Raw genomic sequence first — 23402 nt, 5'->3', positions numbered from 1 at the left:
ATGGAATTTGCGTTTTATCTTTGCGGACTGGTGGCGGTGGTGACGACGTTGCGCGTGATCACCCACACTAATCCGGTACATGCGTTGCTGTACCTGATCGTTTCGCTGTTATCGGTGGCTGGCGTCTTCTTCTCTCTGGGTGCCTACTTTGCAGGTGCGCTGGAAATTATTGTGTATGCCGGTGCCATCATGGTGCTGTTCGTGTTCGTTGTGATGATGCTTAACCTGGGCAAAGCCACGCAGAAACAGGAGCGTGAATGGTTAAGTCCGTCGTTATGGATTGGTCCGGGCCTGGTTTCGTTGCTGCTGCTGGCAGTGATGATCTACGCCATCATGACGGCACATGACCAGGGTATTGACGGCAAAATTATCGATGCGAAAGCGGTGGGCATTAGTCTGTTTGGCCCGTATGTGCTGGCGGTTGAACTGGCATCAATGCTGCTGCTGGCCGGCCTGGTTGTGGCTTTCCACCTGGGCCGCGAAGAGCGCCAGGGCGAAGTCCTGAGCAACCGTTCAAACGATGCCGCGCAGGCGAATAAGGAGCAAGCATGATTCCCTTACAACATGGATTGATTCTGGCGGCGGTGCTGTTTGTGCTGGGGCTGACCTCGCTGGTGTTGCGCCGTAATCTGCTGTTTATGCTGATAAGCCTGGAAATCATGATCAATGCCGCGGCGCTGGCGCTGGTTGTTGCAGGCAGCTACTGGGGACAGGCTGACGGTCAGGTGATGTATATTCTGGCTATCAGTCTCGCCGCAGCGGAAGCCAGTATTGGGCTGGCCCTGCTGCTTCAGCTCTATCGTCGTCGTCAGACGCTGAACATTGATACTGTGAGCGAGATGCGCGGATGAACCTTCTCTATTTAACTGTCTTATTTCCGCTAATCGGCTTTCTGCTGTTAGCGTTCTCCCGTGGCCGCTGGTCAGAAAACCTGTCCGCGACCGTGGGCATGGGATCGGTCGGGCTGGCTGCGCTCACCACGGTGTTTGTGGGTTTCGACTTCTTTGCCCACGGGCAGCAGGTCTTCACTCAGGCGCTGTGGACCTGGATTCATGTCGGCAATTTTAATATTCAGGTCAATCTGACGCTGGATGGCCTGTCGCTCACCATGCTGTCGGTGGTGACCGGTGTCGGCTTCCTGATCCATATGTTCGCCTCGTGGTATATGCGTGGAGAAGAGGGATATTCACGCTTCTTCGCTTATACCAACCTGTTTATCGCCAGCATGGTTGTTCTGGTTCTGGCGGATAACCTGATGCTGATGTATCTGGGTTGGGAAGGGGTAGGGCTGTGCTCCTATCTTCTGATCGGCTTCTATTACAGCAATCCGGAAAACGGCAAGGCGGCGATGAAGGCATTCATCATCACGCGCGTCGGTGATGTCTTCCTGGCATTTGCGTTGTTCATCCTTTACAACGAACTGGGTACGCTCAACTTCCGCGAAATGGCGGAACTGGCTCCGGCACACTTTGCGGCGGACAACCACATGCTGCAATGGGCCACGCTGATGCTGTTGGGTGGCGCAGTAGGTAAGTCTGCGCAGCTGCCGCTTCAGACCTGGCTGGCCGATGCGATGGCAGGTCCAACGCCGGTTTCCGCGCTGATTCACGCCGCCACCATGGTGACGGCAGGGGTTTACCTGATTGCCCGTACCCACGGCCTGTTCCTGTTGACGCCTGAAGTGCTGCATCTGGTCGGCATTATCGGTGCGATTACGCTGGTACTGGCGGGTTTTGCTGCTCTGGTCCAGACGGATATCAAACGTGTACTGGCTTACTCTACCATGAGTCAGATCGGCTACATGTTCCTGGCGCTGGGCGTGCAGGCGTGGGATGCCGCCATTTTCCACCTGATGACCCATGCCTTCTTTAAAGCCTTGCTGTTCCTGTCCTCAGGTTCGGTTATCCTGGCCTGCCACCACGAGCAGAACATCTTTAAGATGGGCGGACTGCGTAAAAGCATCCCACTGGTGTACACCTGCTTCCTGGTCGGCGGTGCTGCCCTGGCCGCATTGCCGCTGATTACCGCCGGTTTCTACAGTAAAGATGAAATCCTGTTTGGTGCACTGGCGAACGGCCATCTGAACCTGATGGTCGCGGGTCTGGTAGGGGCGTTCCTGACCTCAATCTACACCTTCCGCATGATCTTTATCGTCTTCCACGGCGAAGAGAAAATCCATGCACACGCGGGCAAAGGCATTACCCATCATCTGCCACTGATTGTGTTGCTGGTGCTCTCAACGTTTGTGGGTGCATTAATTACCCCACCGCTGGCGGGCGTTTTACCGGCCAATGAGTTTGGTGAGAACGGTAAAGTCACGCTGGAGATCGCGTCCGGCCTGGTCGCGGTTGCGGGCATCGTTATCGCCGCTGCCCTCTGGCTGGGCAAGCGTCAGCTGGTCAGCAGCGTGGCCAACAGTGCGCCGGGCCGTTTCTTCGGCACCTGGTGGTTCGCCGCCTGGGGCTTTGACTGGCTCTACGACAAAGTCTTTGTCAAACCGTATCTGGGCATTGCGTGGTTGTTAAAACGCGATCCTCTTAACGGCCTGATGAACCTGCCTGCGTTGCTTTCACGTATCGCCAATAAAGGTCTGGTGGTCAGTGAAAACGGGTATTTGCGCTGGTATGTCGCGTCGATGAGCGTTGGTGCCGTCGTTGTGCTGGCGCTGCTGCTGGTAATTTAAAGATTGATGAGCGGGTAGGTGTGAAAACTTACCCATTAAGAATGTCAAAGATTGTCTGATGTAAGGGCGTAATCGGCGCAGTCCGTTTTGCCACCGCCAGCGCACAGCAACCGGAGCGTACTGAAGTACGTGAGGATTGCGAGCACTGCCGGGGGCGAAACGGGTAAGTGAGATAGCCCGAGCCAGGACAAAAAAAAGGGAAGTATGCCGTGTTATTACCTTGGCTAATTTTCATACCCTTCTTCGGTGGTTTCGTCTGCTGGCTCACCGAGCGCTTCGGCGCGAAGGTGCCTCGCTGGATCGCACTGATCACCATGGGGCTGACGTTGGCGCTCTCGCTGCAACTCTGGTTGCAAGGGGGCTATTCACTGACGCAGGCAGCGGGTATTCCGCAGTGGCAATCGAGCTTCTCAGTACCCTGGATTCCCCGTTTCGGCATTAATTTCCATTTAGCGCTTGATGGCCTTTCGCTGTTAATGGTGGTGCTGACCGGACTGCTCGGCCTGATGGCGGTGCTGTGTTCCTGGAACGAAATTGAAAAGTATCAGGGCTTCTTTCATCTGAACCTGATGTGGATCCTGGGCGGCGTTATCGGCGTGTTCCTCGCCATTGACATGTTCCTGTTCTTCTTCTTCTGGGAAATGATGCTGGTGCCGATGTACTTCCTCATCGCGCTGTGGGGACATAAAGCATCGGACGGTAAAACCCGTATTACCGCCGCGACCAAATTCTTTATTTATACTCAGGCATCCGGTCTGGTGATGTTGATTGCGATTCTGGCGCTGGTGTTTGTTCACTACAACGCCACGGGCGTCTGGACGTTCAACTACGAGCAGTTGCTAAAGACGCCAATGTCGCACACCGTGGAGTACCTGCTGATGCTGGGCTTCTTCATCGCGTTTGCGGTGAAAATGCCGGTTGTCCCGCTTCATGGCTGGCTGCCTGATGCGCACAGTCAGGCTCCGACCGCAGGTTCAGTTGACCTGGCGGGTATCCTGCTGAAAACCGCCGCCTACGGCTTACTGCGCTTCAGCCTGCCGCTGTTTCCAAACGCCTCGGCAGAGTTTGCACCGATCGCGATGTGGTTAGGGATCATCGGGATTTTCTATGGTGCCTGGATGGCGTTCTCGCAGACGGATATCAAACGCCTGATTGCTTACACCTCGATTTCGCACATGGGCTTTGTCCTGATTGCGATTTACACCGGTAGCCAGTTGGCCTTCCAGGGCGCGGTTGTACAGATGATCGCGCACGGCCTGTCAGCAGCGGCGCTGTTTATCCTGTGCGGACAGCTGTACGAACGTCTGCATACCCGTGATATGCGTCAGATGGGCGGTTTGTGGTCGCGCATCAAATGGATTCCAGGGTTATCCCTGTTCTTTGCTGTCGCCAATCTGGGTATGCCAGGTACGGGTAACTTCGTCGGGGAATTCATGATCCTGACCGGCAGTTTCCAGATCGTTCCGGTCATTATCGTGATTGCGACCTTTGGCCTGGTTTTCGCCTCGGTCTATTCGCTGGTGATGATGCAACGTGCCTACTACGGTGAAGCGAAATCGAAAGATCCGCTGCCGGGCATGTCGGCGCGTGAATTCCTGACCATTGGGGTGCTCGTGGTCCTGCTGGTGCTGCTGGGTGTTTATCCTCAGCCGATTCTGGATACCTCACATGCTGCAATGAGCAATATTCAGCAGTGGTTTACCGCTTCAATTTCAACTACAAGGCCGTAATTCGCCATGACAATAACTCCTCAACAATTGATCGCGTTGCTGCCGCTGTTAATCGTCGGATTGACGGTGGTGGTTGTGATGCTGTCCATTGCCTGGCGACGCAACCACTTTGTTAACGCCACGCTAACAGTGGTTGGCCTGAACCTGGCACTGCTGTCACTGTATTTTGTCGGTCAGGTTGGCGCGATGGATGTCACGCCGCTGCTGCGTGTAGACGCGTATTCGATGTTCTATACCGCCCTGGTGATGCTCGCCAGCCTGGCAACCTGTACTTTTGCCTATCCGTGGCTGGCCACGTTCCCGGACAACAAGGACGAGTTTTATCTGCTGGTTCTGATTGCTGCACTGGGCGGTATCGTGTTGTCAGCGTCTAACCACCTTGCATCATTGTTTATCGGGATTGAACTGCTGTCACTGCCGTTGTTTGGTTTGATTGGTTACGCCTTCCGTCAGAAACGTTCGCTGGAAGCGGCCCTGAAATACACCATCCTGTCGGCGGCGGCATCGTCTTTCCTGCTGTTTGGTATCGCGCTGATTTACGCTGACTCGGGCAACTTGGGCTTCGTCAGCCTGGGTAAAAGTCTGACGGACAGCATGATTCAGGAGCCGCTGCTGCTGGTCGGTCTGGGCATGTTGATTATCGGTCTGGGCTTTAAACTGTCACTGGTGCCATTCCATCTGTGGACGCCGGACGTTTATCAGGGCGCACCCGCACCGGTTTCTACTTTCCTTGCCACCGCCAGCAAAATTGCGATCTTCGGCGTTATCATGCGCCTGTTTATGTACGCGCCGGTGACCGACAGCGAAGCCGTACGGACAGTACTGGCCGTGATTGCCTTTGTCTCCATCCTGTTCGGTAACCTGATGGCGATTTCGCAAAGCAATATCAAGCGCCTGCTGGGTTACTCTTCCATTGCGCATCTGGGGTATCTGCTGGTCGCGCTGATTGCGGTGAAAGATCATCAGCTGTCGCTGGAAACCGCAGGGGTTTACCTGGCCGGTTACCTGTTCAGCAGCCTCGGCGCGTTTGGTGTGGTAAGCCTGATGTCCAGTCCTTATCGTGGCCCGGATGCCGATTCGCTTTACTCCTATCGCGGGCTGTTCTGGCACCGTCCGATTCTGTCGGCCGTGATGACCGTGATGATGCTGTCGCTGGCGGGTATCCCCATGACGCTGGGCTTTATCGGTAAATTCTACGTGATTGCCTCTGGCGTGAGCGCCAACCTGTGGTGGTTGACCGGTGCGGTGGTGGTCGGCAGTGCGATTGGTCTTTACTACTATCTGCGCGTTACCGTCAGTCTTTATCTCAGCCCGCCTGAATTGCTGAGCCGCGATACGCCAGCCAACTGGGCCTTCACCGCCGGTGGCGTGGTTGTCTTGATCTCCGCGATTCTGGTGTTGGTGCTGGGCGTTTATCCGCAGCCGTTAATCAGACTGGTGCAGATGGCCCAGCCGCTGATGTAATGTCACGCTGTTGCGATCAATCAGGCCTTCGGGCCTGATTTTTTTTGTCTGAAAATCGACACAGGTGATTTTTGCATAGCCTTCGCAATATCACGTCGCGTCCGCTTTTCTCTTCGTTTTCATTCTGCATCTTCATTCTGTTTCCACAGTTTCGTGCTGAAATGGGCGAACAGATAAGGGGGAGCATTGCTTATGGATCGCCGACATTTTCTGCTGGGGTGTACCGCAACGCTGCTGACGGCAAAAAGCACACTGTCATTCGCCGCGCGGGCCGCTGTCGCCCAAACCGTTATTCCCCTCTGGCCCGGCTCGCCACCCGGCGGTGGCGGGCCAGAAGGGCCGGTTGAGACATCGCCTTCAGGCGCAGAGCGTCATATCGCCGTACCCACCTTAACCGTCTTACGACCGGGCATGGGGAACGGTCATGTTGTCCTGATCGCCGGCGGTGGCGGCTATAAACGGATAGAAATGGCAAAAGAAGCCTGGCCCGCGGCTCGCTGGTTAACGGCGCGCGGCTACACTGCGGCGATATTGCGTTATCGTCTGCCGTCCGAACACTGGGGCGATGGTAACCGGGTTGCCCTGCAGGATGCGCTGCGTGCCCTGCAACTGGTCAAAGCGCAGGCAACAGGGTTAACGGTGCTGGGGTTTTCGGCCGGTGCGCATTTGCTCGGGATGGCCATCAGCCCGATGGGCGCGCGCATGGGGGCGGTGACAGAGGCACAGGACAGCGCACCTGTTCAGGTTGACGGTGCCGCGCTGATTTATCCCGTCATTACGCTGGAAGCGCCTTATACGCACACATCCACTCACCGCATTTTGCTGGGGGCGCATCCTACGGCGGCAGAAGACGCCGCCTGGTCGGTGCAGAATACGGTGACAGCAGCATCACCGCCTTTTTTTCTGGTGCAGGCCGAAGATGACCCGATATCCGATCCCCACAACACGCTGATCATGGCGCGAGCCTGTCAGCAACATCACGTAAATGTGGAGATGATCCGCTACCCAACCGGCGGGCACGGTTTTGGTATGGGGAAACCCGGCACACCCACCATGGCCTGGCCTGCGCGTTATCAACACTGGCTGCAAAGCCGCTAGCAGGCTACAGTGAGGGGTCGGTTATTGAATGAGGATGAGACATGCATATCAGTTGGCTGGATCTGCACCAGCAGGCATTAAGCGTCCCGCAGCTTTATGCAGTACTGGCGTTGCGCTGTGAAGTCTTCGTCGTGGAGCAGCAGTGCGCCTATCTGGATGTGGATGGTCAGGATTTGCAGGGCGAGAATCGTCACCTCCTCGGCATGGCGCAGGATGACCTGCTGGCCTATGCGCGCATCCTGTCGCCCCGGCGCGCCGAGACAGAGGTAAAAATTGGGCGCGTCATCATCTCCAGCAAAGCCCGTGGCCTGAATTTAGGTAACCAGTTGATGATGCAGGCGATAGCCAGCTGTGAACAGCACTGGCCAGGGCATGCACAGTTTCTTTCTGCCCAGGCGCATCTTGCGGGGTTTTATCAGCGTCACGGTTTTGTCGCGGTCAGCGACAGCTACCTTGAGGACGGTATTCCCCATATTGATATGCGCAGAGCAGGGGGAAATAAACCGCGCTAACGGCCTGACGGTTTTATTCCTCCCTCAGCCTGTCGCGTGTTCTTTTCACGTACGCAAAAAAAATGCATCCCGGCGCCAGGCCTGAGATGCATTATGCCGTGAGATGGCCGTGTTAGCTGACGGTCATCTGGCGATCGTCAACGTATTTACGCTGGTCTGGCGGGGGCGGCACATACTGATAGAGCCACGTTTCGCTCAGCGTTTCGTCTTTGGTGCGCAGGAACAGACGCATCTCAACGGGCTGTACGCTGTCGCTGTCAGGATACCAGTCAAAGAGGATACGGTACCCTTTGATCGGCTCAACATACAGAATCTCAACCTGCTTAAAGGTGCCGGAGGACACGGTAATCACCGGTTCAATGCCCTTTGGTGCGGCGGCCTGCAAATCGCCGCCGATAAAGTCGACAGCAAAACGGCGGCACCACACATCCGGGAAGTGCTCGCCTGGCGCCCAGCCTTCGGGGAAGCCGCCGATGCCGGTGCGGGTTGCATCCACACGCGCCAGTTGGCTCTGTACGGGCGGCAGTGCGCTCCAGTAGAGTTTGTACGAAAAGCTAAACGCGTTGCCCGCTTTGATCGGTTCGGCGGGCTGCCAGAAGCAGACGATGTTATCGAGCGTTTCACCGGTCGTGGGGATTTCCATCAGGTTGATGGCACCTTTACCCCACTTACCAACCGGTTCAACCCACAGGCTCGGCCGCTTGTTATACCAGCCAATCACGTCCTGATAATTCTCAAAGTCATGATCAAGCTGAAGCAGACCAAAACCACGCGGGTTTTCATCTTCGTAGGCGTTGAACTGCAGGCGCTGAGGGTTATTCAGCGGACGGGCAATCCATTCCCCTTTCCCGCTCCACATTGCCAGACGATCGGAGTCGTGAATCTGGGGATGGTAGGTGTTACACATCCGACGCTCGTTGGTGCCGCAGCTGAACATACTGGTCATCGGCGAAATGCCTAACTGACGAATATCCTTGCGGGCAAAGAGATGATTCTCAATGTCCATCACCACGCGTTCGGCTTCGCAGTGAATCACAAACTTGTATGCGCCGGTGATGCTGGCCCCATCCAGTAAGGCATAGCAGGTGAAGGTCGTGTCTTCGGCTTTCGGCGTTTCAAACCAGAACGCTGTAAAGTCCGGAAACTCTTCCTGGCCATTACTGAAAGTGTTAATGGCGACGCCACGCGCGGACAGGCCGTACTGGTAAGTATCATCGACAGCACGGAAGTAGCTGGCACCGAGAAAGGAGACGATATCGCGGCGGGCCAGTTCAGGTTTTTTAAAGGCACGGAAGCCCGCAAACCCCAGATCGGTTTTGCCTTCCAGCTGCTTAGTGTCGACTTTCGCATCGTTGTAGTTAAACAGCTCGGTGCGGAAGTGGATTTCGCGTGCCTCACGGCTGGCACTGTCGACGGAAAACATGCGGATGCGGCGTTTAAAGCCCATGCCGACGTGGAAAAACTGCACATCAAGCTCGCGATTCGGAATGTTGTTCCACAGCGAGTGATTAGCATCGTACTGAATATCGTTGTAAGCCTGCGGCGTCAGGTTAGCCAGCGTTTGCGGCAGCGGGCCCGGTGGACCACCCCACGGCTTTTTGGCCAGTGCGGCCGCGTTCTTTTTTAACTCGTCGAAATCGAAGCGCACTGCGATTCCGTCAGCAATGCCATCATCTGCCCAGGCGGATTGCGCGAATAGCGTTGATAAGCCTGTCATACCGCTCACCGCGGAGAAGGCCATTGACGCTTTCATAAACATTCTTCGATTCATGCCGGAGATCATTCCTTAGCTTTTCGAGTTTGTTGTGACTGTCGTGTCGAAGCACAGAGCCTGATTATTACAGGCAACAGCAGGGTACGACAGTCGGCTTAGAGAAAAATTCAGTTCGCTGAAAATTTATCAGATAAATCAAATAAACGAAGCGAAATTGCTTTAAGCAAGTCATCTCTTACACTTCTTTGCGTAATCACAGCCTGCCATAAGTTGACGCGCGTGCGCTTTCCTTGCGCCGATTTTCAGGTGATTCCTGGTAAGGGGCCGCGCAAAGCCCTCATTTATGGCTATAGTTAACCAGGTGCATTGCAATTCACATGGAGGAAATGATGGTAAAACAGACTGAATCTTTCGACACGGGCTATGACGACGATATCGCACTGCTGGCTGAAACGCTGGAAGAAGTGCTGAAGTCATCAGGTGATCCGGCCGATCAGAAATATATCGAACTGAAAACCAAAGCTGAACGCGCGCTGGAAGATGTTAAATCACGTGTCAGCCAGGCCTCGGATAGCTATTACTACCGTGCCAAACAGGCCGCGTACCGTGCTGATGATTACGTCCATGAAAAACCGTGGCAGGGCATTGGCATCGGTGCTACTGCAGGGCTGGTATTAGGCCTGCTGCTGGCGCGTCGCTAATCTCAATCGCCTAAAACGGGCAGGCGCTGTCCTGTCCGTTCTCCCTTTCTGGTTCTTCCGCACTTCTGTCACCTGCCTGAAAATGCCGTTACCCGGTTAATTCCTGCCCGCAGATTGTGTTTTGTTCAGGGGCTTTCTAAAGTAAAGCGACAGGCACAAGGAGAATGAATGTGATAAGAGTTGAAATGCTGTCCACGGGCGATGAAGTGTTACATGGACAAATCGTCGATACCAACGCCGCCTGGCTGGCTGATGTGTTATTTCAACACGGGCTGCCGATGACCAGCCGGACTACGGTGGGTGACGCAATGTCGTCGCTGGTGGAAACGCTAAAGGCCCGCAGTCTTGAGGCGGACGTGCTCATCGTGAATGGTGGACTGGGGCCAACCACTGACGACCTTAGCGCCCAGGCCGCGGCCAAAGCGAGCGGGGTAGGGCTGGTGATGCAGGAAGCCTGGCTGGAAACGATGGAAGCCTGGTTCGCCAGCCGCGGACGGGTTATGGCTGAGAGCAACCGTAAACAGGCAGAAATTCCCGCTAACGCCGAAATGCTGGATAACCCGGTCGGTACCGCCTGTGGCTTTGCACTGCAACTCAATCGCTGCTGGATGTTCTTTACGCCAGGCGTTCCCTCTGAATTCAAGGTAATGGTCGAACAACAAATCATTCCCCGTCTGAAAGCGAAGTTCGACCTGCCTGAACCGCCCGTTTGCCTGCGGCTGACCACCTTTGGCCGGGGAGAAAGCGACATTGCGAATGAACTGGAACCGTTGCCGCTGCCGGAGAACGTGCTGATGGGCTACCGTTCTTCCATGCCGATTATCGAAATCAAACTTACGGGGCCAGCCGAACAGCGCGTCGCGATGGAGCAGGTCTGGCAGCAGGTACGTTTGTTGCTGGCCGAGTGTACGATATTTGAAGGCACTGAGGGGCTGCCTGCACTGCTGGCGCGGGAACTGCATCAACGTCACTGGCGGCTGGCGATCAGCGAACAGTACACCGCAGGGTTACTTCACTGGCAACTGGCTTCGGCTGACGTGCCCCTGAGCGCCAGCGAAATTCTGCCGCAGCAGGACGAGAGTCTGGATGTTCAGGTCATGCGCACCCAGGCGCTGGCGACGCGCTTGCAGACTCAGCTTGCCCTGTCCGTCGGCAGCCTGAGCGAAGACGCGATCTCTGTGGCGCTCCATACACCGGAAGCGACCTGGGGACAACGTGTTAAATTCAATAGTGGTCGTCACAACCTGGAAACCCGTCAGAAAGTGGTGGCGATGATGGCAATGAACATGCTGCGGCGCTGGTTACACGGCAGCGAGGTCAGCACAGGGCACGGCTGGATTGATGTGCTAGAAACTATCAAGCATTAAAAATACGGACCGGTGCCAAACGGCACCGACCGCCTTCTTTTTCTGCTCCCCGCGTTTCCTCAACTAACACGCTGTTTAACGCCGTAGCCCCGTCGCCAGCACGGTAAAGGTCGCCGTGACTTTAGCCAGCGTGGCCTGGGGCTCGGCGCTGGCGGCCACCCACAAGGCGGCAGTAAACGCCGCACCATTCAGCAAGCGGGCAGCGGCTTCAACATCCACGGGCTTCAGCACGCCGCTCGTGACCATCTCCTCCAGTGCATGCTGGGTTGCGGTCAGGCAGGCGTTCTGGCTGGGCCACAGGGAGGGATCGCCAAGAAAGGCCGGGCCATCCAGTAATACAATACGCTGCACTTCGGGGTCCAGCGCCATCTCGATATAGGCGATACCTTCCGCCAGCAACTGGTTCCAGCTGTCGCCCGCACTGGCCGCGCGCGCTTTTGCACGCTGGGCGATTTCACTGTCGACTTCCGCGACCACAGCGGCGAGAAGGCCACGTTTATCGCCAAAATTGTGATAAAGCGCACCGCGCGTTAAACCAACGCTCGCCGTCAGCTCATCCATGGACGCGGCAGCAAACCCCTTTTCGGCAAAGGCTTTACGTGCGGCGGCAATCAGTTTAAGGCGATTTTCTTCCATCGTGACCGCACGAGGTCGTCCTGCCATGGTTCTCTCCTTTTCGTATACGTCGCGTATCTGAAATTGACATACGGGGCGTATGTGTGTTTTATTTCACATACGGGAAGTATATTAAATCATGTCGTCATGAGGCGCATGATTTCCTGATAACAACTCACCAGAGGGTAAAACAATGAGCAATCGTGAAGCAGTTTTCCCGGCGGGTCGTCATGCGCTGTATGAAAGGCATGGCTATTCCGCTGCGATCCGCTCGGGCGACCTGCTGTTCGTCTCGGGTCAGGTTGGCAGTCGCAAGGACGGATCGCCTGAACCGGATTTTGCTGCTCAGGTGCAACTGGCCTTTGAGAATCTGCGCCAGACACTGGCGGCGGCAGGCTGTTCGTTCGATGATCTTATTGATGTCACCACGTTTCATATCGACCCTGAAACGCAGTTCGCTACCATTATGGAAGTGAAAAAAGCGATATTTCCGCAGCCACCTTATCCTAACTGGACGGCGGTCGGTGTTAACTGGCTGGCAGGATTCGATTTTGAAATCAAAGTCATTGCCCGTATCCCCTGATTCAGCACCCGGCGAAAAAAAACCGTCATCCGGTTGGGATGACGGTTTTTTTAAACGCTTTGGCTCAACCACTAGAGTTCAAGCTCGATTTCACCTTTCGCCTTACAGCAGCAGGGCAGGATCTCCCCCTGTTCAATAAAGGCCAGCGGGGTTTCCGCGTAGTCGACCTCGCCGCGCAGTAACCGCATACGGCAGGAGCCGCAGTAACCTTCCCGGCACTGAAACTCCACGCACAGGTTGTTGGCTTCCAGCATGGTCAACAGATTAGGATGATCGTCTGCGCACTCCAGTCGGGTGCCGGAACTGCGCAGAATAACAACAGAACGGCTCATCGTTATAACTGGAAGTCGTCGAAGTCGTTTTCGCCCACTTCTGAATCAATCTGACCCACCAGGTAAGAACTGACTTCCACTTCCTGCGGGGCAACCTGAACGTTATCGGACACCAGCCAGGCGTTGATCCAGGGAATCGGGTTCGAGCGCGTTTCGAACGGCAGATCGAGGCCAACCGCCTGCATACGAATGTTGGTGATGTATTCGATATACTGGCACAGGATATCTTTGTTCAGACCGATCATGGAGCCGCCGCTGAACAGGTAATCTGCCCACTCTTTCTCCTGTAAGGCCGCTTTCTTAAACAGCTCGAAGCACTCTTCACGGCATTCGGCGGCAATTTCTTTCATTTCAGGATCGTCTTCACCGGTGCGCAGCAGATTCAGCATGTGCTGGGTGCCGGTCAGATGCAGAGCTTCGTCGCGTGCAATCAGCTTGATGATTTTGGCGTTGCCTTCCATCAGTTCTCGCTCAGCAAACGCAAAAGAGCAGGCAAAGCTGACGTAGAAGCGGATCGCTTCCAGCGCATTGACGCTCATCAGGCAAATATACAGCTGCTTTTTCAGCGCGCGCACGTTAACCGTAATGGACTTACCATTGACCTGATGCGTACCTTCGCCCAGCAAATGCCAGTAGTTAGTCATCTCAATCAGGTCATCGTAGTACTTAGAGATGTCCTGCGCACGCGCCAGAATCTGCTGGTTGGTGACGATATCGTCAAACACCACAGACGGATCGTTCACGATGTTGCGAATGATGTGGGTGTACGAGCGAGAGTGGATCGTTTCGGAGAACGCCCAGGTTTCGATCCAGGTTTCCAGTTCCGGAATCGAGATCAGCGGCAGCAGTGCCACGTTCGGGCTGCGTCCCTGAATCGAGTCCAGTAACGTCTGGTATTTCAGGTTGCTGATGAAGATATGCTTTTCATGATCGGGCAGGGCCTGGTAGTCGATGCGATCGCGCGAGACATCGACTTCTTCAGGACGCCAGAAGAACGAAAGCTGCTTTTCGATCAGTTTTTCAAAGATATCGTATTTCTGCTGGTCAAAGCGCGCCACGTTAACGGACTGACCGAAAAACATAGGCTCTTTCAGCTGGTCATTTTTGTTTTGTGAAAAAGTGGAGTAAGCCATAAAAAACTGTCCATGGTAGACGAGGCTCAGCACCGGCCTCGCGGAAAAATGTGGGCGGGAAAGGCTCCCGCCCGACCGTCAGATCTTACAGGCGCCGCTTTCGCAGCCATCATCCTGAATAGAAGGTGCCAGATCGTCCTGCGCATCTTCCGCACCATCACGGGTGTTTTGGTAGTAGAGCGTTTTCACGCCAAACTTGTAGGCGGTCAGCAGATCTTTCAGCAGTTGCTTCATCGGCACTTTGCCATTCGGGAAGCGCGACGGATCGTAGTTGGTATTTGACGAAATCGCCTGATCGATGAATTTCTGCATTACGCCAACCAGTTGCAGGTAGCCATCGTTGGACGGCATATCCCACAGCAGTTCGTACTGATCTTTAAGACGCTCATACTCCGGCACCACCTGACGCAGGATACCGTCTTTAGACGCTTTAATACTGATATGGCCGCGCGGCGGTTCGATACCGTTGGTGGCGTTTGAAATCTGCGACGAGGTTTCAGACGGCATCAGGGCAGAAAGCGTCGAGTTGCGCAGGCCGTGGGTTTTAATCTGCTCGCGCAGGGTTTCCCAGTCCAGGTGCAGCGGCTCGTTGCAAATCGCATCCAGATCTTTCTTGTAGGTATCAATTGGCAGCACGCCCTGTGCATAGGTGGTTTCATTGAACCACGGGCAGGCGCCTTGCTCTTTAGCCAGCTCATTTGAGGCTTTCAGCAGGTAGTACTGAATGGCTTCAAAGGTTTTGTGCGTCAGGCCATTCGCGCTGCCGTCGGAGTAGCGCACGCCGTGCTTCGCCAGGTAGTAAGCAAAGTTAATGACGCCAATGCCCAGCGTACGACGACCCATCGCACCCCGCTGCGCGGCCGGAATCGGGTAATCCTGATAATCCAACAGTGCATCCAGCGCGCGTACGGCCAGCGTGGCCAGCTCTTCCAGATCGTCCAGGCTGTCAATCGCACCAAGGTTAAATGCTGACAGCGTACAGAGCGCAATCTCACCGTTTTCGTCGTTGACGTCATTGAGCGGTTTAGTTGGCAGCGCAATTTCCAGACACAGGTTCGACTGGCGCACTGGCGCAATACTGGCGTCAAACGGGCTGTGTGTGTTGCAGTGGTCAACGTTCTGGATGTAGATACGGCCGGTAGAGGCGCGTTCCTGCATCATCAGCGAGAACAGATCCACCGCTTTCACACGCTGCTTACGAATGCTGCTGTCTTGTTCGTATTTGGTGTAAAGACGTTCAAATTCGTCCTGATCGGCAAAGAACGCATCGTACAGGCCAGGTACGTCTGACGGGCTAAACAGCGTGATGTCCTCGCCCTTCAGCAGGCGCTGGTACATCATTTTGTTGAGCTGCACACCGTAGTCCATGTGACGCACGCGGTTACCTTCCACACCACGGTTGTTTTTCAGGACTAACAGGCTTTCCACTTCCAGATGCCACATCGGATAGAACAGGGTCGCTGCGCCGCCACGGACGCCGCCCTGCGAACAGGATTTCACCGCCGTCTGGAAGTGCTTGTAGAACGGGATACAACCGGTATGGAAAGCTTCACCGCCGCGAATCGGGCTGCCCAGCGCGCGGATACGACCCGCGTTAATACCAATACCTGCGCGTTGTGAAACGTATTTCACAATAGCGCTGGAGGTCGCGTTGATGGAATCCAGGCTGTCGCCACATTCAATCAGGACACAGGAGCTGAACTGACGGGTTGGCGTACGCACTCCCGACATGATTGGCGTCGGCAGGGAGATTTTAAACGTGGAAATCGCATCGTAGAAACGCTTGATGTAATCCATCCGGGTCGCACGCGGATAGCCTGAGAACAGGCAGGCGGCTACCAGAATGTACAGGAACTGGGCGCTTTCATAGATCTCACCGGAGACGCGGTTCTGAACCAGATATTTGCCTTCCAGCTGTTTCACGGCCGCGTACGAGAAATTCATGTCGCGCCAGTGGTCGATGAAGCCGTCCATCTGCTCGAACTCTTCACGGCTGTAGTCTTCCAGCAGATGGCGATCGTATTTGCCCAGGTCAACCATCTTAACGACCTGATCGTACAGTGCGGGTGGCTCAAACTGGCCGTACGCTTTTTTACGCAGGTGGAAGATCGCCAGACGGGCGGCAAGATACTGATAGTCAGGGGCATCGCGAGAAATAAGGTCTGCAGCGGCCTTGATGATCGTTTCATGGATGTCAGAGGTTTTGATGCCATCATAAAACTGAATGTGGGAACGCAGCTCTACCTGTGAAACCGACACATTGTTCAGCCCTTCAGCTGCCCAGTCGAGGACACGGTGAATTTTGTCGAGATCAATGCGCTCCTGGCGGCCATCGCGTTTAGTAACGAGCAGACTTTGGTTCATGTCGCGTTTTTACCTTTGCGTGAGTATCCAATAATTAAAAGAAATCCCGATTTATACACAGCATATTCATTGTGAATAATGTTGTGGATAAACACTACATCTTGGGGTTGTCGAAGATAAGTATAACAATATGGAGGCTTATTCTAGTATTTTGCTGGCGCTTAACAAGAGGAAAAAATGATGTCTGCGGGGGTTGTATTTTCTGCGGGTTTTCTTAGGCCGCGTCTCGTAAGGCCGCAGGTCTTGTCAACCAGTCTGAGAAAATATTGCGATTTATGATCGACCGCTGATTTTTCAAACATTGCGCGACTTTTTCCAGCATTGGACTATACGAAAGCCTGTTTTGAGTCATAGCCGTCGTGCCAGAGCGCTTAACGCGTAGCGCCAGGGAGGATAGCGTTTTGTGATGACAGTGGGATGACAGCAGCGTGGGCAAAGCCGCACGCTGCACAGGAATTACGCCTCGCCGTGATGCGTGTGAATCATGTAGTTCACGTCCACACCTTTGCCCAGACGGAACCGATCGGTAAGCGGGTTGTAGTGCAGGCCTGTCATGTTGCGTTCACGCAGTGGGGTTTCATCCACCCAACCCAGCAGCTCGGAGGGACGGATAAATTTCTTCACATCATGCGTCCCACGCGGCACCATGCGCAGGACATATTCCGCACCGAAAATCGCCATCAGCCAGGCTTTGGGATTACGGTTAATGGTCGAGAAGAACACCTCGCCACCGGGTTTAACCAGCTGCGCGCAGGCGTGCACCACCGAACGTGGATCCGGCACGTGCTCAAGCATCTCCATGCAGGTCACCACATCGTACTGGCCTGCATGCTGGCTGGCATGCTCCTCGACCGTTTGTTGCACATAGTCGAGCGTCACGCCGCTCTCCAGCGCATGCAGTCGTGCCACCTCAAGTGGCTCCGCGCCCATATCCAGCCCGGTGACGATTGCACCTTCCCGGGCCATGCTTTCCGCCAGGATACCGCCACCACAGCCGACATCGAGCACTTTTTTACCGAACAGCCCGTGACTGTGTTGCGCAATGTAGCCCAGCCGCAGGGGATTAATACGGTGCAGCGGTTTAAATTCGCCCTCCAGATCCCACCAGCGCGAGGCAACGGCCTCGAACTTGGCAATTTCCTGTGCATCGACATTGTGCTGAGGGTTCTGTGGTTGTGCATTCATTGAATCGTGACTCCTGACAAAATGTGACATCAGTATAAACGCTTAACTTATCATGGCGCATCTTATCAACATGAGTAAAAGCACCTTAATAAGGTGGTTAACGTTCACCAGTGAATTGCGGTGTGATATACTTTCGCACCTTTAAAATCCGGGATTAGTAGAGGGATAGCGGCTCCATGAGCGACCTTGCGAGAGAAATTACACCGGTTAATATCGAAGAAGAGTTAAAAAATTCTTACCTCGATTACGCCATGTCGGTCATTGTTGGCCGAGCTTTACCCGATGTGCGTGATGGCCTGAAGCCAGTACATCGCCGCGTACTCTACGCGATGAGCGAACTGGGTAATGACTGGAACAAACCCTATAAAAAATCTGCCCGCGTCGTCGGTGACGTTATCGGTAAATATCACCCGCATGGTGATTCTGCCGTTTACGACACCATCGTACGTATGGCCCAGCCTTTCTCCCTGCGTTACATGCTGGTGGACGGTCAAGGCAACTTCGGATCCATCGACGGCGACTCCGCTGCGGCGATGCGTTATACCGAAGTGCGCATGTCTAAAATCGCCCACGACCTGTTAGCTGATCTGGAAAAAGAGACCGTTGACTTCGTACCGAACTACGACGGTACCGAGCAGATCCCTGAAGTTCTGCCCACCAAAATCCCTAACCTGCTGGTCAACGGATCGTCCGGTATTGCCGTCGGTATGGCCACCAACATTCCGCCGCATAACCTGCGCGAAGTGATTAACGGCTGCCTGGCTTATATTGAAGATGAAAACATCAGCGTTGAAGGGCTGATGGAACACATTCCGGGGCCTGATTTCCCGACGGCGGCCATTATCAACGGGCGTCGCGGCATTGAAGAAGCCTATCGCACCGGTCGCGGTAAAGTTTACATCCGTGCCCGTGGTGAAGTGGAAGTGGATGCCAAAACCGGACGTGAAACCATCGTCATTCACGAGCTGCCCTATCAGGTGAACAAAGCGCGCCTGATAGAAAAGATTGCCGAGCTGGTGAAAGAAAAGCGCGTCGAAGGAATCAGTGCGCTGCGCGATGAGTCTGATAAAGACGGCATGCGTATCGTCATTGAAATCAAGCGTGACGCCGTTGGTGAAGTGGTTCTCAATAACCTCTATTCCCTGACTCAGTTGCAGACCTCTTTCGGTATCAACATGGTCGCTCTCCATCAGGGCCAGCCGAAGATTATGGCGCTGAAGGAGATTCTCGAAGCCTTCGTTCGCCATCGCCGTGAAGTGGTGACACGCCGTACTATTTTCGAACTGCGCAAGGCGCGCGATCGGGCACATATCCTTGAAGGTCTGGCGATTGCGCTGGCTAACATCGATCCGATTATCGAACTGATTCGCCGCGCTCCAACGCCAGCGGAAGCAAAAGCGGGTCTGATCTCGCAATCGTGGGCGCTGGGCAATGTGGCCGCGATGCTGGAACGTGCAGGCGACGATGCGGCCCGTCCAGAGTGGCTGGAAGCGCAGTTCGGTATCCGTGATGGTCAGTATTACCTGACAGAACAACAGGCGCAGGCCATTCTGGACTTACGTCTGCAGAAGCTGACCGGCCTTGAGCATGAGAAGCTGCTGGACGAGTACAAACAGCTGCTGGATCAGATTGCAGAATTACTGCACATCCTGTCCAGCTCAGAACGTCTGATGGAAGTCATTCGCGAAGAGCTTGAGCTGATGCGCGATCAGTTCGGCGACGACCGCCGCACTGAAATTACGGCTAACAGCGCCGACATCAACATCGAAGACCTGATCAATCAGGAAGATGTTGTGGTGACATTGTCGCATCAGGGCTATGTGAAATATCAGCCGCTGAGCGACTATGAAGCCCAGCGCCGTGGCGGTAAAGGCAAGTCTGCCGCCCGAATCAAAGAAGAAGACTTTATCGATCGTCTGCTGGTGGCGAATACCCACGACACGATCCTGTGCTTCTCCAGCCGTGGCCGGCTCTACTGGATGAAAGTCTACCAGTTGCCTGAAGCCAGCCGTGGTGCACGTGGGCGTCCTATCGTCAACCTGTTGCCGCTGGAAGCCAACGAACGTATTACGGCGATTCTGCCGGTACGTGAATACACCGAAGGCTTTAACATCTTCATGGCTACCGCCAGCGGGACCGTGAAGAAAACGGGTCTGCAGGAGTTTAGCCGCCCACGTAGCGCAGGCATTATCGCGATTAACCTGCGTGATGACGATGAGCTGATCGGTGTGGCGCTGACGAACGGTAACGATGAGGCGATGTTGTTCTCTGCGGCCGGTAAGGTGGTGCGCTTTGCAGAATCCGCGGTACGTGCCATGGGCCGAACGGCTTCGGGCGTACGGGGCATTAAGCTGGCGCAAAACGATCGCGTAGTTTCGCTGATCGTGCCGCGTGAAGAGGGCGCTATTCTTACGGTTACGCAGAACGGCTACGGTAAGCGTACCGCGAACAGTGAGTACCCGACCAAATCCCGTGCAACGCAGGGCGTGATTTCCATCAAAGTAACTGAGCGTAATGGCCCGGTTATTGGTGCGGTACAGGTTGTCGACAGCGATCAGATCATGATGATCACCGATGCCGGCACACTGGTAAGAACCCGTGTCTCCGAAGTCAGCATCGTGGGCCGTAATACTCAGGGTGTGATCCTGATTCGTACAGCCGAAGACGAGAATGTTGTCGGTCTGCAGCGCGTAGCGGAACCGGTGGAAGAAGAAGAGCTGGATGCTATCGATGGCAGCGTGGCGGAAGGGGACGATGATATCGTACCTGAAGTCGACAATGACGACGATGATGAACCGGCAGTGGACGACGACGAGTAAGTTACCCGTCGTACGTTAAACCGCAACGGCAGGTCAGGGGTAACCCGGCCTGCCGTTTTTTTTGGCTGTGAAGACAGCGAGAGGAGAGGTGGGCGGCAGGTCAAACATTCTCAAACTGCGCCCTGAGCCCGGAGTCGACTGGCTTTTTCGCTGCGATAAAGCTAGTGTATGAACATCAAAAATCCAACAATGCGACTAACCTTGCCACCTGCGAGTCACCTTTGAAATATCTAGTTTCTTTCCGCACGACGCTGCGCATTTCGCGCTATCTGTTTCGCGCGCTGGCACTGCTCATCTGGTTGCTGGGCGCTGTTCTGACGACGTTCTATATTATCAGCGTCCTGCATGACAAAGAGAACAAGGTACGTCAGGAGTTTGCCAGTAACTACGGCACCATTGACTGGTACGTCCGTCATTCTGCGGGCATGATGCGTGAACTCAAATATATTGCTGAAAACCGGCTCGCCAGACCTGCACCCATCGGTCAGTCCCAGGCGGACAATCTGATTCAGCCACAGTTTATGCCGTTATATTCCGGTGACGACTGTGCCTCCATGAGCACCACCTGGCGCAACTCGCTTGATTCCTTAGGCAACTACATTAACTACTGGAAAAGCAATTTCGCCTCCTCCTACGAGCTGAACCGGGTCTTCCTCATTGGCGGCGATAACAGGTGCCTGGCTGACTTTACCGTCAGCAATAACAATAATAATGTCAGTCGCGATCGCAGTCTGAAGCTTCTGCGGGAAAACCTGCAGCGTTACCGTAACAGCCCGGAAGAGGACCAGCGTAATCCGGCTTACTGGGTGAGCAGCTCCGCTCAGCCTGGTGTAGGCAGCTTCTCTGTGGTGATGCCGGTCTATGTGGCCGATAAACTGCAGGCTTTGCTGGGCGTAGAGCAAAATATCCGCCTTGATGAATTTATCCAGCCCGGCAGCCTGCCGGTGACCGCGACCATAACCGACGAAAATTATACGCCGTTGCTGACGTCACGCCGGGGAGGCGTAGGTTTCTCGCTAAACGAATTACCCGACGATAAAACCTGGTTTGGTTATCTGGACGGTTATCGCCAGCTGGTGCTCAAGAAACCCTTGCCGCCATCAGAACTCAATGTGATCTGGTCGGTGTCAACGGATGTCCTGGTCGATCAGCTCAGGCTCATGATGATTAACGCGGTGCTGCTCAATATCATGAGTGCGGTACTGCTGTTTACGCTGGCCTGGTTATTTGAGCGGCGCATGTTTTTGCCTGCGGAAGAGAATGCACACAGGCTGGAAGAGCATGAGCAGTTTAACCGTAAGATCGTGGCGTCAGCACCGGTCGGGATCTGTATTCTGCGCACCAGCGATGGCACCAACATTCTGAGTAATGAGCTGGCGCATAACTATCTTACGTTGCTGACGCAGGAAGACCGCAAGCGGTTAAATGAAATTATCGGCGGCCAACAGGTCAACTTTGTGGATGTCCTGACGGGCAGCAACACCAATCTGCAAATCAGCTTTGTGCATTCCCGATATCGCAATGAAAACGTCGCCATCTGCGTGCTGGTTGACGTGTCCGCGCGCGTTCGTATGGAGCAGTCATTGCAGGAGATGGCGCATGCCGCTGAACAGGCCAGCCAGTCGAAATCGATGTTTCTGGCCACGGTCAGCCATGAACTGCGCACGCCGTTATACGGCATTATTGGTAATCTGGATTTATTACAGACACGACAGTTGCCCAGCGGTATCGACTCGCTGGTCACCGCCATGAACAACTCCTCCAGTCTGCTGTTAAAAATCATCAGCGATATTCTCGATTTCTCGAAAATCGAGTCGGAACAGTTGAAGATTGAACCGCGTCCTTTCTCCCCGCGTGAAGTGATTACCCATATTGTCGGTAACTATCTGTCGCTGGTGGTGAAAAAACGCCTGACACTGTACTGCTATATTGAACACGATGTTCCGCAGTTCCTCGATGGCGATCCCCTGCGTCTGCAACAGGTGATTTCTAACCTGCTCAATAATGCGATCAAATTTACGCATACCGGCTGCATTATCCTGCATGCATACGTCACCCAGGGCTATCTGGCCTTTCGTATGCGTGATACCGGCGTCGGGATTCCGGCAAAAGAGCTCACCCGGTTATTCGATCCGTTCTTCCAGGTCGGAAATGGCGTCCAGCGCAATTTCCAGGGCACCGGGCTGGGCCTGGCGATTTGTGAAAAGCTGATCAACATGATGGACGGTGATATCGAGGTGGAGTCAGAGCCGGGAATGGGAAGCCAGTTTATCGTGCGTATCCCCATCTACAATGGTAAGCAGCCGTCCATTCCACTGCTTGACGGGCTGCAGGATAAGAAAATCTGGCTGGCAATGCGCAATGAGTACCTGGCCCAGTATCTGGACAGGCTGTTGAAGCAACATGGCTTCCAGGTCGCCGATATGCTGGCAAACCCTGGCAGTGATGATGTGGTGTTAACCGACTATGCAATGGAGACATTCCCCCAGGTGCGTGCGGTTATCACGTTTGACGGCGCGCATGTGGATATGCCGCGTGAGCCGCAGGCAGGGCGCTGGATCCACAGCACGGCAACCCTGCATGAACTGCCGACTTTACTGGCACGTATTTACCGCATTGCCGTGGAAACCGAGAGCACGGACGCGCTTTCTCTGAGCGGGCCGGTCGAAGAGAAAATCCATAATGACGACATTATGGTGCTGATCGTTGACGATCATCCTATCAACCGCATGCTGCTGTCAGAGCAGCTTGGCACGCTGGGTTATCAGGTGAAAACCGCCCAGGACGGTGTTGACGCCTTAAATGTCTTAAGCCGTAATACAATTGATATTGTGCTGACCGATGTGAACATGCCCAATATGGACGGTTATCGTCTGACTCAGCGCCTGCGTCAGTTAGGGCATGTGTTCCCGGTGATAGGCGTCACGGCGAACGCGCTGGCCGAAGAAAAGCAGCGTTGTATGGACGCAGGGATGGACAACTGCTTGTCGAAGCCCGTGACGCTGGATGTGCTGAAATCAACGCTGGGTCTCTATGCAGAGCGGGTACGTAAAGCCCGGCAGGGATAAAAGAGAAGCGGAAGGAGGCGGTGCGAGTGCACCG

18 protein-coding genes are annotated in these 23402 nt (G+C 54.6%); 12 read left to right on the top strand and 6 right to left on the bottom strand.

The features are described 5' to 3' along the window. The 7 genes from nuoJ (at position 1) to C7434_RS09165 (ending at position 7487) form a co-directional block, all read left to right on the top strand. The gene (gene nuoJ / locus C7434_RS09195; RefSeq protein WP_006120019.1) at positions 1-552 is read left to right on the top strand and encodes an NADH-quinone oxidoreductase subunit J; all 552 of its coding nucleotides are present in this window, start codon (positions 1-3) and stop codon (positions 550-552) included. After that, positions 549-851, top strand: a complete 303-nt coding sequence (nuoK, locus tag C7434_RS09190; protein ID WP_028724970.1) for an NADH-quinone oxidoreductase subunit NuoK — start codon at positions 549-551, stop codon at positions 849-851. The genes nuoJ and nuoK overlap by 4 nt, the downstream gene beginning before the upstream one ends. Continuing rightward, on the top strand, positions 848-2683 hold the full coding sequence (gene nuoL / locus C7434_RS09185) for an NADH-quinone oxidoreductase subunit L (RefSeq protein WP_033740625.1): 1836 nt from the start codon (positions 848-850) through the stop codon (positions 2681-2683). The genes nuoK and nuoL overlap by 4 nt, the downstream gene beginning before the upstream one ends. Positions 2684-2892: 209 nt before the next feature. Then, positions 2893-4413: an NADH-quinone oxidoreductase subunit M gene (gene nuoM, locus C7434_RS09180; protein WP_033740623.1), complete on the top strand. Its 1521-nt coding sequence runs from the start codon at positions 2893-2895 to the stop codon at positions 4411-4413. 6 nt (positions 4414-4419) lie between these two features. Next, positions 4420-5877, top strand: coding sequence for an NADH-quinone oxidoreductase subunit NuoN (gene nuoN / locus C7434_RS09175; RefSeq protein WP_006120015.1), 1458 nt, complete (start codon positions 4420-4422; stop codon positions 5875-5877). Between the two features lie 192 nt (positions 5878-6069). Continuing rightward, positions 6070-6975, top strand: a complete 906-nt coding sequence (locus tag C7434_RS09170; protein WP_133745380.1) for an alpha/beta hydrolase — start codon at positions 6070-6072, stop codon at positions 6973-6975. Between the two features lie 41 nt (positions 6976-7016). After that, positions 7017-7487, top strand: a complete 471-nt coding sequence (locus tag C7434_RS09165) for a GNAT family N-acetyltransferase (RefSeq protein WP_133745379.1) — start codon at positions 7017-7019, stop codon at positions 7485-7487. A gap of 112 nt (positions 7488-7599) precedes the next feature. Here the strand turns inward: C7434_RS09165 and C7434_RS09160 are convergent, their stop codons facing one another. Then, positions 7600-9258 carry a glucan biosynthesis protein gene (locus tag C7434_RS09160; protein ID WP_006120012.1) on the bottom strand — a complete coding sequence of 553 codons (1659 nt, stop codon included), beginning with the start codon at positions 9256-9258 and terminating at the stop codon, positions 7600-7602. A 332-nt stretch (positions 9259-9590) separates the two neighbouring features. Here C7434_RS09160 and elaB point away from each other — a divergent pair, with 332 nt between their 5' ends. Both elaB and C7434_RS09150 read left to right on the top strand, forming a co-directional pair. Then, positions 9591-9902, top strand: a complete 312-nt coding sequence (gene elaB / locus C7434_RS09155) for a stress response protein ElaB (RefSeq protein ID WP_133745470.1) — start codon at positions 9591-9593, stop codon at positions 9900-9902. Between the two features lie 170 nt (positions 9903-10072). Then, positions 10073-11269 (top strand): nicotinamide mononucleotide deamidase-related protein YfaY, encoded by a 1197-nt coding sequence (locus C7434_RS09150; RefSeq protein ID WP_006120010.1) that lies wholly within the window; start codon positions 10073-10075, stop codon positions 11267-11269. 75 nt (positions 11270-11344) lie between these two features. Here C7434_RS09150 and C7434_RS09145 read toward each other — a convergent pair whose 3' ends face one another. Next, positions 11345-11932: a TetR/AcrR family transcriptional regulator gene (locus tag C7434_RS09145; RefSeq protein WP_006120009.1), complete on the bottom strand. Its 588-nt coding sequence runs from the start codon at positions 11930-11932 to the stop codon at positions 11345-11347. Positions 11933-12077: 145 nt separating this feature from the next. On the opposite strand from C7434_RS09145, the gene C7434_RS09140 reads away from it, so the two are divergent. Beyond that, positions 12078-12467, top strand: a complete 390-nt coding sequence (locus C7434_RS09140) for a RidA family protein (RefSeq protein WP_133745378.1) — start codon at positions 12078-12080, stop codon at positions 12465-12467. Between the two features lie 71 nt (positions 12468-12538). Here C7434_RS09140 and yfaE read toward each other — a convergent pair whose 3' ends face one another. The 4 genes from yfaE to ubiG all read right to left on the bottom strand — a co-directional run bounded on the left by yfaE (position 12539) and on the right by ubiG (position 17481). Then, complete coding sequence (yfaE, locus tag C7434_RS09135) at positions 12539-12799, bottom strand: class I ribonucleotide reductase maintenance protein YfaE (protein ID WP_006120007.1); 261 nt, start codon at positions 12797-12799, stop codon at positions 12539-12541. 2 nt (positions 12800-12801) lie between these two features. Continuing rightward, a complete protein-coding gene (gene nrdB, locus C7434_RS09130) occupies positions 12802-13932 on the bottom strand; it encodes a class Ia ribonucleoside-diphosphate reductase subunit beta (protein WP_006120006.1) in 1131 nt (376 codons plus the stop codon). 78 nt (positions 13933-14010) lie between these two features. Continuing rightward, positions 14011-16296, bottom strand: a complete 2286-nt coding sequence (gene nrdA, locus C7434_RS09125; RefSeq protein WP_033740614.1) for a class 1a ribonucleoside-diphosphate reductase subunit alpha — start codon at positions 16294-16296, stop codon at positions 14011-14013. Positions 16297-16752: 456 nt separating this feature from the next. Further along, positions 16753-17481 carry a bifunctional 2-polyprenyl-6-hydroxyphenol methylase/3-demethylubiquinol 3-O-methyltransferase UbiG gene (gene ubiG / locus C7434_RS09120; RefSeq protein WP_033740611.1) on the bottom strand — a complete coding sequence of 243 codons (729 nt, stop codon included), beginning with the start codon at positions 17479-17481 and terminating at the stop codon, positions 16753-16755. A 176-nt stretch (positions 17482-17657) separates the two neighbouring features. Here ubiG and gyrA point away from each other — a divergent pair, with 176 nt between their 5' ends. Together gyrA and rcsC are read left to right on the top strand one after the other, a co-directional pair. Beyond that, complete coding sequence (gene gyrA, locus C7434_RS09115) at positions 17658-20300, top strand: DNA topoisomerase (ATP-hydrolyzing) subunit A (RefSeq protein WP_033740609.1); 2643 nt, start codon at positions 17658-17660, stop codon at positions 20298-20300. 221 nt (positions 20301-20521) lie between these two features. Then, the gene (gene rcsC / locus C7434_RS09110; RefSeq protein ID WP_033740958.1) at positions 20522-23368 is read left to right on the top strand and encodes a two-component system sensor histidine kinase RcsC; all 2847 of its coding nucleotides are present in this window, start codon (positions 20522-20524) and stop codon (positions 23366-23368) included. The last annotated feature ends 34 nt before the right edge of the window (positions 23369-23402 follow it).

Source organism: Pantoea sp. PNA 14-12, from assembly GCF_004364735.1.
GTDB lineage: Bacteria > Pseudomonadota > Gammaproteobacteria > Enterobacterales > Enterobacteriaceae > Pantoea > Pantoea stewartii.
The sequence above is the reverse complement of the archived record's forward strand: the minus strand, read 5'-3'. Positions and strand labels throughout refer to the sequence as shown.